Here is a 12,715-nt window from a genome sequence, read left to right as displayed (position 1 = left end):
TGTCTTTGTGAAAGGTCCGGGATGCCCAATGCATCCCGGACGGATCGAAACCGGCTTACTTTGCCGCTTCGACTGCGGCGGCCAGTTCGGTTACGGCCTCTTCCGAGGTCAGTTCGCCGTTGAACTGGCGGGTGACCACGTCATAGATGGCGTTCTTGACGGATGCCGGGTTGGCATGGCCATGGGCCATCGAGCCGTAAAGCGTGCCGGCAGTGTTCGCGTCCGCCAGATCCTTGATCGCCTTCTTGCCGCAGGCATCGAAGGCTTCGTCGGACACGTCGGTGCGAGCCGGAGCCGAACCCTTGACGACGTTGAAGGCCGACTGGAAGGCCGGGTTCTCAATGGCAGCGGCCATCTGGAGCTGGGCCGGAACCTTGTCGTCGGCAACCTTGAACATCGCGAACTGGTCGGAGTTGAAGGTTACGGACCCTTGCGTGCCGGGGAAGCGCATGCAGATGAAGTCGGTGCCGGGCACCTTGTTCGCCTTGACGAACTCGCCCTTTGCCCAGTCGCCCATGAACTGCACGCCGGCCTTGCCTTCGATGACCATGGCGGAAGCGAGGTTCCAGTCACGGCCGGAGAAGTTGTCGTCCACATAGGAGCGCAGCTTGGTCATGCGGTCAAAGGCGGTCTTCATTTCTGCACCACCAAGCGTTGCCGGGTCGAGATCGATGAAGGCCTTCTTGTAGAAATCGGTGCCGAGCGAAAGCACGACCGCGTCGAAGATCGTCGCATCCTGCCAAGGCTGGCCACCATGGGCGACGGGCGTGATGCCCTGCGCCTTGAAGTTATCGAGCAGGGCGACCAGTTCGTCCCAGTTTGCCGGCTCCTTGCCGCCGGCCTTGTCGAGCGCGGCCTTGTTGATCCACATCCAGTTGGTGGAGTGAACGTTGACCGGCGCTGCGATCCAGTGGCCGTCATATTTGGAGAACTGCTGAAGGGCTGTCGGAATGACCTTGTCCCAGCCTTCCTTGGCAGCGATCTCGTCGAGATTGCCGAGCGCGCCTTCCTTCGCCCAATCGAGAATGTCGAAGCCGAGCATCTGCACGGCCGTCGGGGCATTGCCCGAGGTAACGCGGGCACGCAGAACCGTCATGGCTTCCGTGCCGCCGCCGCCGGCAACCGGCATGTCGGTCCAGGAAATGCTCTTGCTCTCCAGATCCTTCTTCAGGACGTCAAGAGCGGCCGCTTCGCCGCCGGACGTCCACCAGTGCAGAACCTCGACACTCTCGGCCGCATGCACCGCCGAAGCGCCTGCCATGCCGCCCATCATGATTGCCGCCACTGCTGTCGTCGTCAAAAACTTGCGCATCGTATTCCTCCCGTTTGCAAGTCGAAAAATGCGGGAAACTGATCCCCGCCGTGAATGCCGTCCCGTCTCCTACGGGGTAGCAATTGGTCTGCGGCTCCCGCCGCCGGTGACATTTAAAACGTTATAAATTCCATCAAGTCAAGCACTGCAACACACTCTTGCTCTATTGCCTAAACAGGCTGACAAACAACGCTTTAGATCCGAACTAAGATTCTGCATTGCAGCAAAATTCGCGCCTTTTGCCAATTTATATCGTTTGCACAAACGCATTGCGCATCCGTTCGCGCAGCATTACAAAAGCCGGTAGCCCTCACAGGCAAAGCGAATTTCATTGACAGCACCCTCGAAATCGACAGTGTCCGAAACCATGCTCAAGACCGGCAAACCGACCCTGCGAACCATCGCCGACATCACCGGATTTGCGGTGACGACGGTTTCGCGCGCGCTGAGCAATGCGCCGCAGATTTCTGTCGATACCCGACGGCGTGTGCACGAGGTCGCGGCCGAGATCGGCTACCTGCCCGACCGGGCCGCGCAGCGCCTGAAAACCGGTCGGACCAATGTCATCAGCGTCATTCTCGACCCGCACGAGGAAATTCTCGGCTACGGCATCTCGCTGATGCACGGGCTGGCGCGTGCGCTGAAGGACACGCCCTATCACCTGATCGTCACGCCGAACTTCATCGACGACGGCAATATCGAGGCTATCCGCTACATCGTGCGCAACGGCATGGCGGACGGGGTGATCTTTTCCCGCACCGAGCCCTTCGATCCGCGCGTCCGCCTGCTGCTTGAAAACGGCTTTCCCTTCGTCACCCACGGCCGGACCGAATTCTCCACGCCGCATCCTTACGTCGATTACGACAATTTCTCCTTCGCCTACGAGGCAACGCGGCGCCTGATTGCGCGCGGTCGGCGAAAGCCGATGATCATCCTGCCGCCCAAACGCATGACCTTCTCGCAGCACCTGCTGCACGGCTTCATGACCGCCGTTCGCGAGGCCGGCGTCGCCTATGAAATCCCCGACGAAATCGATCTCGACTGTCCGGTCGAGCAGATCCGCGCCTATATGAGCAGGCGCGCGGGCGAGCCTGATGCGCCAGATGGGTTTGCCTGCGGCGGCGAAGTCTCCGCGCTCGCCACCATCACCGGCATGAGCGACAACGGCCTGACGCTCGGCCTCGAATACGACATCGTCGCCAAGCGGACGTCCAAGCTGCTCAGCCAGATCCAGCCCAAGGTCGAGACGATCTACGAGGACCTGACCGACACCGGCGCGCAGATGGGCCGGGTTCTGCTCGCCCGCATTGCCGGAGAGGACATGTCCGGACTGCAGGTTTTGCTGAAACCGCAGGTGGATTTTTGGTGGTTTGAGGCGCTTATCGCCGTGCGGCTCGCCCCCTCTGTCGGCGACGCCGACATCTCCCCCACAAGGGGGAGATTGGCCGCTTACTCTGTCGGTACAAGGAAAAAGAATGATCTCCCCCTTGTGGGGGAGATGTCACGCAGTGACAGAGGGGGTAAGCGCCCCCGATCTCAGTCAAGTTAGTAGAAGAGCAAGACGCAGCGCTCCGCTCTCTATCATTCAATTCCTGCATCACGCCCTCCTTTCCCTTATCGCCTCAGTTTAAACCGTCTTACCCGCGCGGCATCCACCAGCCTGTGCGGCCGCCGATGTGCATGTTGAGTGTCTTGGTCTCGGTGTAGTCCTCCACCGCATGGCGGCCGAGTTCGCGGCCAAGGCCGGACTGCCGATAGCCGCCGAAAGGCAGTTCGGAGGCGCCATCCATGAAGGTGTTCATCCAGATCGTGCCGGCCCTGACCTTGCGGCCGATGGTCAGGCACGTATCGAAATCGCGGCTCCAGACGCCGGCCGAAAGCCCGTAGTCGATGGAATTGGCAATGCGGATCGCCTCGTCCATCGTCTCGAACGTGAGAACCGATAAAACCGGACCAAAGACCTCCTCGCGCGCCACGGCCATATCAGGCGTCACTGCGGATAGGATGGTCGGCGACATGAACTGGCCGGATCCGAGATCAAGCGCCGATCCGCCATGCGATATCGTCGCGCCATTGCTGGACGCGGCAGAGACATAACCGACGATCTTTTCCAGATGCTGCGGCGTGATGATCGCGCCGACCTGGGTTTCCGGATCGAGCGGATCGCCGACCTTGACCTTGGCCGACATCGCCGCAATCTTCGCGATAACATCCTGGGCGATATCCTTGTGGACGATCAGCCGCGAACCGGCATTGCAGCATTCGCCGGCATTGAAATAGGCGCCGAACACGGCTGCATCGATGAAATCGTCGAGATTGGCATCGGGAAAGACGATCTGCGGATTCTTGCCGCCGAGTTCCAGCGACACCTTCTTCAGCGTCTGCGCCGCATTGCTCATCGTCAGCTTGCCGACACCGGTGGAGCCAGTGAAGGAGACCATATCGACATGAGGGTGGGTGGTCATGACCGCCCCGACATCCGGGCCGGTGCCGGTGATGATGTTGACGACGCCCGAGGGAACACCCGCAGCCTCGAGGATTTCACCCAGCACCAGCGTCGAGCCGGAGGTCAGTTCGGACGGCTTCACCACCGTCGTGCAACCGGCGGCCAGCGCAAACGGCAGCTTCTGGCTGACGATCAGGAAGGGAAGTTCCACGGCGTGATGATAGAAACGACGCCGATTGCCTCGCGCAGGACCACACCCAGCGTGCCTTCGCCCAGCGCATTGTAGCTTTCGCCGTGCAGGTCGCGGGCAAGAGCCGCGGCATAGCGCCAGATATCGGCTGCACCGCCGAGTTCCGCCTTGGCCTGGCTGATCGGCTTACCGCTCTCGATGCAGTCGAGATAAGCCAGTTCATCGGCACGCGCCGCAATCACGTCGGCCGCCTTGAGCAGAACCAGCGAGCGCTCCGACGCCGTCATGCGCGGCCATGGGCCGTCGTCAAAGGCTTTGCGGGCAGCGGCAATGGCGCGTTCGGCATCGACCTGTTTCGCCGCCGGGTAGCGGCTGACGGTGACACCATGGCCGGGCGCCACGCGCTCCAGCGTCTGGCCCTCGGCAGCATCCACCCATTTGCCATCGATCAGCATCTTGAAATCGCGAACCGCGATATCGCCGAGCGCCTTGGGCTTCACCAGAACCGTCATTACCATTCTCCCTTGAATTCCGCGGGACGTTTTCCGGCAAAAGCCGCAACGCCCTCTTTCATGTCACCGGTCTTCGCGGCCAGGATCGAGCCCAGCGCCTCGACGGCCGTGCCATTGTCCTCGCCATTGGCCGAGGCGATCATCAGCTTGCAGATTTCCAGCGACGCCGGACCGCGCTGGGCAATCCGCCCCGCATAGGCCTTTGCAGCGGACAGGACAGTTCCCGTCTCCGCCACCGCATCGACCAATCCCAACGCCCTCGCCTCCTCGGCCGTAAACATCTCGCCCCCAGCACCATCCGGCGAACCACTTGCGCGCCAAAACGCTTGACGAGGCGCTGCGTGCCCGACCAGCCCGGCACCATGCCGAGGCTGGTTTCCGGCAGGCCGATCTTCGCCTGGACTTCGGCTATGCGGATATCCGCTGCCGCTGCCAGTTCCAGCCCGCCACCCAGCGTGTGCCCATTGATAGCGGCAATCAGCGGCATGCGCAGCGTTGCCAGCCGCTCGAAGACGCGGTGGCCGAAGCGTACCCATTGATGGCCGAAATCCTGTGCGCTCATGGCACCCCAAGCCTTGATGTCGCCGCCCGCGCAAAAGGCCTTGCCAGCGCCGGTCAGGATCGCAACCCGCACTCCGGCATCTGCCTCGATCGTATCGCAGGCTGAGCCAAGCGCCTTCAGCATGTCGATGTCGAAAGCGTTCAGCTTTTCCGGCCGCGCAATCGTCAGCGTTGCAATCGCATTTTCGATCTCGATCCGGATGCGATCATCAGACATGAGCGCCTCCTGCAAGACTGCGCGCCGGCTTCTGCGGCAGCGTCAGCCCTATCGGCGTTTCGTGGAAAAGCGCGGCATCCATGACCTTGAGATTGTCGGCAACGATGAGCGGAAATTCCGATTGGTCGAGAATATGGGTCTGCAGATCAACGCCCGGTGCGATTTCCGTGAGCATAATGCCTTCATGCGTCAGCTTCATCACGCAACGCTCGGTAACATAGGTGATTTCCTGTCCCTGTTCGACCGCGCGGCGGCCGGAGAAGGTGACGTGTTCGACCTCGTTGACCAGCTTCTTCAGCTTGCCTTCCTTCTCGATCACCAGCTTGCCGTCGGCCATCGAGAGCTTGGCCCCGGCATTGAACATGCCGGAAAATACGATCTTCCTGGCCCGCGCGGTAATATCGACGAAACCACCCGCGCCCGCCGTCACATGCGGCCGGAAGGAGAGCTTCGAGACATTGACCGAGCCGGACCTGTCGATTTCAAGGAAGGACAGAAGCGAGGCGTCGAATCCGCCACCTTGAAAATAGGTGAACTGATAGGGCGAGGGCATGAAGGCATCGGCATTGGAGGCGCAGCCGAAGGCGAAATCGAGCAGCGGTATGCCACCGACAGCACCCTGCTCGATCACCCAGGTGACAGAACCGTGCAGCCCTTCTTCCAGCAGAATCCGCGGCACGTTTGCCGAAATACCAAAGCCGAGATTGACGCAGGACCCGCCTTCAAGCTCCTGCGCGACGCGCCGCGCAATGACTTTCTGGATGTTGAATTCCGGCACCCGGAAACTGTCGAGCGGACGGAAGATTTCGCCCGAGATCGCGGGATCGTAATCCGTCAGCGTCGTCTGTTTCTGGTCGGGATCGACCACGACATAGTCCACCAGCATGCCGGGAACACGCACGTCATGTGGCTTCATCGAGCCTGACTTGGTTATGCGCTTGACCTGCGCAATGACGATTCCGCCATTGTTGCGGGCCGCCAGCGCCTGGTCGAGACCGCCGAGATAGGCACCCTCGTGCTCATAGGTCAGGTTGCCGCGCTCGTCGGCCGTGGTTGCGCGAATGATCGCCACCTGCGGCACGATCGCTTTGAAATACAGCCAGTCCTCGCCCTCGAATTCGATCTTTTTTACCACGGGATTGGCCGCGGCGGATGCGTTCATCGCGCAGCCCTGGCGCGATGGGTCGACGAAGGTGTCAAGGCCGATCTTGGTCAGCACGCCCGGCCGCTTGGCGGCTGCCTCGCGGTGCATGTCGAACAGCACGCCGGAGGGAATATTGTAGGCGGCAACCTCGTCGCTGCCGATCATCTGCCAGATCAGCGGCGGCTCGGATGTCGATGGGCCGGACGGATAGGAGCCGCCGATGATCGTCTTCAACAGACCCTTCCTGGCGATGTGATCGATGCCCTTGATGCCGCTCATGTCGCCAGCTGCGATCGGGTGCAGGGTCGTCAGATCCCGCGGATGGCCCGTCGCTTCGAAACGCGCGCCGATCGCTTTCAGCATCAGGTCCGGGCAGCCGAGACCGCTCGACGAGGAGACGGAAACAACCGCTCCATCGGGGATCAAAGAGGCTGCTTCAGCCGGGGTGATATGCTTGCTCATGCGCGTCGTCTCAAAGTCCGGGTTCGATGGAAACGGTGGTACCGCTGGCTGCGGCCTGCATCACGGCAAGGCCGGTCGCCAGCGACCAGATGCCGTCCTCGCCGCTGCACAGCGGCTTGCCCCTGCCGGCAATTGCGTCATTGAAGGCAAGCAGCGTGTTTTCGTAGAGATTGCGATGATCAAGCGGCAGCTCGGTCTCGCCATCGGCATTGCGCAGCGTCACCGTGCCGATCGCCTTCTGGGTCATGCAGTTACGGGCAAACAGCGAACCGTCGGAGCCATGCACTTCGAAACTGGTGAGGGCATATCGGGTGGTGAAGCCATCATGGAACTGCGCGATCAAACCCGACTTGAAGCGGATGACACCCATGGCCGCATCCTCCAGCCCGGCCTTTGCCATGCCGCCATACTGTCCGAGCGCCACCGCCTCGACCGGATCATCGCCGAGCACGAAGCGCAGCGCATCGGTATCGTGCACCGTGATATCGAGAATGACGCCGCCGCCCGCCTCCGGCCTGTCCAGCCGCCAGCCCTGCAGATGCGCCGGCAGGTATCCGGCATGGCAGACGCGGGCCGCAAGCGGCTTGCCGATCCTGCCCGCAGCGATGGCCTCTCGCATGGCACGATGGGTGGCAGCCCCGCGCAGATGGTGGTTGGTCGCCATGACAACGCCGGCGTCTTTGGCCGCCTTGACCATGGTGTGCGCATCATCAAGCGACATCGCCAGCGGTTTTTCGCAAAGCACATGTTTGCCGGCACTGGCAGCCGCAAGCACCTGATCGCGATGCAACTCGTTGGTGGTCGAGATATAGACCGCCTGGACATCCGGATCATCGACCAGGTCGGCAATGTTCGTCACCGATTTGGCGATTCCGTGATCTCTGGCATAAGCCGCGCCCCGCTCGGCATTCGTGCTCATGACAGAGACGATCTCGCCGCCGGTGGCGCGGATCGCGTCGATTACCCATTCATGCGCGATCGTGCTCGCGCCGATCAATCCCCAGCGTGTCATAACAAGGCCAGCCTTTCTCTCTTGTCGGATGCCGCACCACAGCTTTGGCGCACGACAAGCCGCACGGAACTGACGATCGCTTCCGCATCGGCCTTCCCGGTATTGATCTGCTTCAGGAGCAATTGCGCTGCCCGCCGGCCCATGCCCTGCGGATCGACAGAAATGGTCGTCAGCGCCGGAACCGCGGTCTGCGCCTCGATGACATCGTCGAAGCCGATGACGGCGAAATCCGGACCCGGCTCCAGCCGATGCGCCCTCAGCCCGTCGCAGACACCGAAGGCGACCGCATCATTGAGGCAGACCGCCGCCGTCGGCCGCTCGCGCAGCAGCAAAGCCCGCTCGACGGCCGCCACGCCACCCGCCCGCGAGGGGCAGAGCTGATCACGAGTTCGTCCTGTGGCGTAAGCCCGAGGGCAACGAGCGCCTCACGATAGCCGGTGAGCCTGTCGGCAAAGACCGCAGTATCGGCAAAACCGCCGAGAAAGGCGATGCGACGATGACCGAGCCCGGCCAGATGCCGGACTGCCTCGTGCATGCCGGCGCGATTGTCAGAGATCAGCGAGGAGACCTTGGCGCCGGCGATTTGGCGAACGACATTGACGACAGGAATCCCACTCGCCACCAGCGCCTTCAGATCGACGGCCTCCGTGCCGCGCGCCGGCGACAGGATCAGGCCAGAAATCCCATGCTCGCGCATCGAGGCGATCACTTCGCTCTGGCGATCGACGCTCTCGCCGGTATTCGACAGGAACTGCACGTAGCCGGCGGACTGCACCACCACGTCAACCCCGACGGCAAGCTCTGCGAAGAAGCTGTTGGTCAGGTCGTTGACGACGATACCGATGATCTTGGACTTGGAATTCGACTGGCGCAGATTGGCCGCACCGCGATTGTAGACATAGCCGAGATCGCGGATCACCGCATTGACCTTGGCCCGCGTCTCCTCATGAACGAGCGGACTGCCCTGAAGCACGAGCGACACGGTCGACTTCGACACGCCGGCGGCGCGCGCAATATCGATGACGGTCACCCGTTCTCCGCTCATTTAATCCTCCCTGCAAAGCCTTTGCGGCTCCGTTGCTGCTTTTTAAATAATTGGATCGTTCCAAATTTGTCAAGCGACGTCCTTAAAAAATCTATCTCACAGAAGTCCAACCCCGGGACTAGCCGACTTGTGATTTCTGAGATTGCTGCTAAATGACCAAATATCAGGCGTTTATCGAATGTCACGACCTGAAATACAGCTTAAGCTGCGAATATCTCGAATGCTCCTCATGATTCATGAACCACACAGAAATCCGGAAATTTTCACTTGAAATTTGGAACGATCTAAATTATCCGACATCGGTCATTGCGAGGAGGACCCCATGACGATCACCCTGCCGCTTCCCCGGACCGATGGAAGTCTTGAGCCCTATCGCCTGATAGGAGCGCCGATCGTGCGCCCGTCAGCCCCTCCCCGCTTCAGCCGTATCGCCTATGCGGCGGCCCATGTCGTGTCGGATCCCTTGCGCGACGTGACGCCTTGGGGCCAGCCGGCGATCGACTGGGACACGACACTCGCCTTTCGCCATCATCTCTGGAGCCTTGGCTTCAAGATCGCCGAGGCGATGGATACGGCCCAGCGTGGCATGGGGGTCGATTGGGCGGGCGCACAGGAATTGATCCGCCGTTCGCTGACTGAAGCCCGCACCGTCCCAGGCGCCGATCTCGCCTGCGGCGCCGGCACGGACCATCTTGCGCCGACAGATGCGAAATCGCTGGATGACGTCATCAAGGCCTACGAGACCCAGATCGGCTACGTCGAACAATGCGGCGGCCGGTCGATCATGATGGCGAGCCGGGCGCTCGCAAAAATCGCCACATCGCCGGATGACTATCGCCATGTCTACGGCCATATCCTGCGCCAGACCAGGGACAAGGTGGTGCTGCACTGGCTGGGCGACATGTTTGATCCTCAACTGAGAGGCTACTGGGGATCAGACGATTTCGAGACCGCGCTGGCTACCGTCCTGTCGATCATCGAGGACAACACGTCGAAGGTCGAAGGCATCAAGATTTCGTTGCTCGACAATGCCTGCGAGGTGGCGCTGCGCGACCGCCTGTCCGACGGCGTTCTCTGCTTCACCGGCGACGACTTCAACTATGCCGAACTGATCGAGGGCGACGGCAAAAGATACAGTCATGCCCTGCTCGGCATCTTCGACGCCGTGGCACCGTCCGCGTCAAAGGCGCTGGCATCGCTGGCCAGCGGCGACGTCGAAACCTTCCGCGGCGTGATCGAGCCGACCGTCCCCCTGTCCCGCAAGATCTTCGAGGCGCCAACGCAATATTACAAGGCCGGCGTCGTCTTCCTCGCCTGGCTGAACGGCCATCAGAAGCATTTCACCATGCCAGCCGGCATGCAGTCCGCCCGCGGAATCCTGCACTATGCGGATGTCTTCCGGCTCGCGGACCAGGCCAACGTGCTCGACAGGCCGGAGCTTGCGGCGGAACGGATGAAAGCATTGATGCTGACACAGGGATTGCAACAACGAAACACATAATAAAAAATTAGAAATTACAAAACTGAAACAGTAATATATAAAATACATAACAGTAAAAAACGACGGAAACATTATTACTACATAATAATTTTATCTAACAATCTAAAATTATATTAGAAAATTGGAAATTTTAATTTAAAAACTAGATTATAATATTTTCAGGAACCGTTCATATAAAAGATTCTATAAAATTTCATTTTGTGATGCGGGTAAAATTCCTCAGAAACCTGGGCATAGAATGAACAGGTCGTGAATTGCCTTACGACAATTGCAATCATTGCGCGTAAATTTACCATGAAAATTCATTAGGGAAAATCCACAGATAATAAAATAATACATTAGAAACAATAAATTACGCGGAAACTTGGTCGAGATTGCCAGTTAACTGGCCAAGTCGCATATTCCCGAAAAAACCATCGCCCAAGCACGTCATACAACGCTGGCGATAGCGATTCATGAGACGTTGTCTTCCTTGAGCTAGGACTGCTTCAGGCCGAATAGGGCTTCAAGCAAAGGAATTAACGTGACACACCAGACAGCCTTGGCGCAGCGCACGGACTACAACCGTGCGACGACGATCGGACGCACACTCGACGCTGCCCGCACTGAGGTCGAGAAGCGATTTCTCGACGGCGGCGCAGTGCTTCTGTCGGCAAGGGATGTCGTCACCAGACTGACAAGTGCCTTGGAGCAGCTGGCCCCGGCGCTCACGGATAGCGGCAGCGGCAGCGGCGGCACCAGCGCCGATCTGGTCGAGACGATCCGCAAGCTGTCCGACCTGCCCGCCAGTGAAACCAACCGCCAATCCGCCCTTGGCGTCCTTTCCGGCGCCGGCTCAAAACTGCGCACGCATGTCTCCGATATGCAGGAGACGATGCGCTACCTTCAGACCTTTGCCATTACCGTGAAGATCACCGGTGCCGGCATTCCCGAATTCGCCGGTTTCGCCGAAGAAATTCTGGAGCGAGATCCGCTCCGGAACCGCCGAGGTCAACAATTTCGCCGGACAACTCAACGCACTGGATAAGGATGTGAAGATCGCCCAGGCGTTCGGCGGCGGCGTGTCCAGTGATCGTGCCCAGACCGTTGCAAAAGCGGCAAAAGCACTGGAGGACGATGCCCGCGCGATCAGCGACCAGCGAAAGGCGCTCGGACGGATCGCGACGGAGATCAGCGCTCTTGCCCGCGGTATCGAAAACAAGATCACGGCGACCCTCTCATCGCTGCAGGTCGGCGATGTGACGCGCCAGCGCATCGAGCGTGTCCAGTCGATGCTGGGCACGCTTGAGACATTTCTCGCCAGCGCCGAAGGCCGCGCCCTTGACCGGAGCGCGCAGCAGCGACTGGAGAACATCATCCAGCACCTCGCCGCCGCGCACATGGCCGATATGGTCGAGAATTTCCAGCGGGAATCGCGCACCATCGTCGAGACCATTACGAGCTTCAACGCGGACACAAGGAAATCCTCAGCCTGCGCGGTGGGATGCAGGGCCCGGAGGACAACAAGGCTTCCGGCTTCATCCGCGCGCTTGAGGGCAGCGCCAAGGCAGCACAGGCGATTTTCAAGCAGGGGAAGATGCAAGCCTGAAGGCCAATCAGGTCGGCCAGTCGACGACCGAGACCGCGGCCAAGATGCTCCAGGGCATTACGAACATCCGCTCGGTCAAGACCGACATCCACTACATGGCGCTGAACACCAATCTTCGCTGCAGCCGCATGGGCGAGGAAGGCCGCTCCATCAATGTCGTGACCGCCGAATTGCGTTTCTTCGCCGCCAAGCTTGACGAATCCGCTGACGCGATCGTCAGTGGTCTGTCGAGTTTTGAAGATGCAGCCGGACTCATCGCCGATGGCAATGCGCGGGGCGCTCCCGGTCTCGACCAGCAACTGACATCAGAGATCGGCGCCATCCGTTCCGCAGGCAACCTGATCGACGGCGAACTCGCCAACCTGTCCGAACACGCCCAGGAACTGGCAAGGACGATCGCACTTTCGATGAGCAAGCTCGATTTCCAACATGATCTCGGAGACGTGCTTGCAACCTGCACGAACGATCTCTTCGACCTCGCAGGACCGGATTTGCCGGATGTTTCGGATCTCGGCGACGCCCTGAACAGCATCAGCGGGCAGATCTTCGCGCTCTATACGACGGCGCAGGAACGCTCCATCCACGACCACATTATCCCGCTGAACGCCAGCGCCCCTGTGCGCATCGCGGCCGCTGGCTGAGGTGACGCGAAAACGCCCGGCATCGCTGCCGGGCGTTTCGTCGCGCCTGTGCATGGGAGGAAACAGGCGCGCATGTCAAACCAT

The 12,715-nt window shown here is 60.3% G+C and carries 7 protein-coding genes and 4 pseudogenes; 4 read left to right on the top strand and 7 right to left on the bottom strand.

Annotation, left to right across the window (positions count from 1 at the left end):
- Positions 1 to 55: 55 nt before the first annotated feature.
- Positions 56 to 1,273 carry an ABC transporter substrate-binding protein gene (locus P6U16_RS17220; protein ID WP_277703885.1) on the bottom strand — a complete coding sequence of 406 codons (1,218 nt, stop codon included), beginning with the start codon at positions 1,271 to 1,273 and terminating at the stop codon, positions 56 to 58.
- A 406-nt stretch (positions 1,274 to 1,679) separates the two neighbouring features.
- On the opposite strand from P6U16_RS17220, the pseudogene P6U16_RS17215 reads away from it, so the two are divergent.
- Positions 1,680 to 2,675: pseudogene (locus P6U16_RS17215) on the top strand (LacI family transcriptional regulator); the annotation flags it as partial.
- A gap of 274 nt (positions 2,676 to 2,949) precedes the next feature.
- Here the strand turns inward: P6U16_RS17215 and P6U16_RS17210 are convergent.
- The 5 genes and pseudogenes from P6U16_RS17210 to P6U16_RS17190 all read right to left on the bottom strand — a co-directional run bounded on the left by P6U16_RS17210 (position 2,950) and on the right by P6U16_RS17190 (position 8,901).
- A pseudogene (locus P6U16_RS17210) lies at positions 2,950 to 4,460 on the bottom strand (aldehyde dehydrogenase family protein).
- Positions 4,460 to 5,238, bottom strand: a pseudogene (locus tag P6U16_RS17205) (enoyl-CoA hydratase/isomerase family protein). The pseudogenes P6U16_RS17210 and P6U16_RS17205 overlap by 1 nt, the downstream one beginning before the upstream one ends.
- Positions 5,231 to 6,844: an acyl CoA:acetate/3-ketoacid CoA transferase gene (locus tag P6U16_RS17200; protein ID WP_277701537.1), complete on the bottom strand. Its 1,614-nt coding sequence runs from the start codon at positions 6,842 to 6,844 to the stop codon at positions 5,231 to 5,233. Before P6U16_RS17200 ends, P6U16_RS17205 begins: the two are co-directional and overlap by 8 nt.
- A 10-nt stretch (positions 6,845 to 6,854) precedes the next feature.
- The gene (locus P6U16_RS17195) at positions 6,855 to 7,856 is read right to left on the bottom strand and encodes a Gfo/Idh/MocA family oxidoreductase (protein ID WP_277701536.1); all 1,002 of its coding nucleotides are present in this window, start codon (positions 7,854 to 7,856) and stop codon (positions 6,855 to 6,857) included.
- Positions 7,853 to 8,901 (bottom strand): annotated as a pseudogene (locus tag P6U16_RS17190) (LacI family DNA-binding transcriptional regulator). Before P6U16_RS17190 ends, P6U16_RS17195 begins: the two are co-directional and overlap by 4 nt.
- A 322-nt stretch (positions 8,902 to 9,223) precedes the next feature.
- Between P6U16_RS17190 and P6U16_RS17185 the strand changes: the two are divergent.
- A complete protein-coding gene (locus P6U16_RS17185; RefSeq protein ID WP_277701535.1) occupies positions 9,224 to 10,402 on the top strand; it encodes a dihydrodipicolinate synthase family protein in 1,179 nt (392 codons plus the stop codon).
- 523 nt (positions 10,403 to 10,925) lie between these two features.
- The gene (locus tag P6U16_RS17180) at positions 10,926 to 11,429 is read left to right on the top strand and encodes a hypothetical protein (RefSeq protein ID WP_277701534.1); all 504 of its coding nucleotides are present in this window, start codon (positions 10,926 to 10,928) and stop codon (positions 11,427 to 11,429) included.
- 190 nt (positions 11,430 to 11,619) lie between these two features.
- On the opposite strand, the gene P6U16_RS17175 is transcribed toward P6U16_RS17180, so the two are convergent.
- A complete protein-coding gene (locus tag P6U16_RS17175) occupies positions 11,620 to 11,766 on the bottom strand; it encodes a hypothetical protein (RefSeq protein WP_277701533.1) in 147 nt (48 codons plus the stop codon).
- A gap of 268 nt (positions 11,767 to 12,034) precedes the next feature.
- Between P6U16_RS17175 and P6U16_RS17170 the strand changes: the two genes are divergently transcribed.
- Positions 12,035 to 12,631 (top strand): hypothetical protein, encoded by a 597-nt coding sequence (locus P6U16_RS17170; protein ID WP_277701532.1) that lies wholly within the window; start codon positions 12,035 to 12,037, stop codon positions 12,629 to 12,631.
- Positions 12,632 to 12,715 lie beyond the last annotated feature (84 nt).

The sequence above is a fragment of the Rhizobium sp. 32-5/1 genome (genome assembly GCF_029537235.1).
GTDB lineage: Bacteria > Pseudomonadota > Alphaproteobacteria > Rhizobiales > Rhizobiaceae > Pararhizobium.
The sequence above is the reverse complement of the archived record's forward strand: the minus strand, read 5'-3'. Positions and strand labels throughout refer to the sequence as shown.

Excerpts from the sequence above, each read along its gene's own strand:
- P6U16_RS17220 (WP_277703885.1), bottom strand. The coding sequence starts at position 1,273 with ATGATGGGCGGCATGGCAGGCGCTTCGGCGGTGCATGCGGCCGAGAGT.
- P6U16_RS17200 (WP_277701537.1), bottom strand. The coding sequence starts at position 6,844 with ATGAGCAAGCATATCACCCCGGCTGAAGCAGCCTCTTTGATCCCCGAT.
- P6U16_RS17195 (WP_277701536.1), bottom strand. The coding sequence starts at position 7,856 with ATGACACGCTGGGGATTGATCGGCGCGAGCACGATCGCGCATGAATGG.
- P6U16_RS17185 (WP_277701535.1), top strand. The coding sequence starts at position 9,224 with ATGACGATCACCCTGCCGCTTCCCCGGACCGATGGAAGTCTTGAGCCC.
- P6U16_RS17170 (WP_277701532.1), top strand. The coding sequence starts at position 12,035 with ATGCTCCAGGGCATTACGAACATCCGCTCGGTCAAGACCGACATCCAC.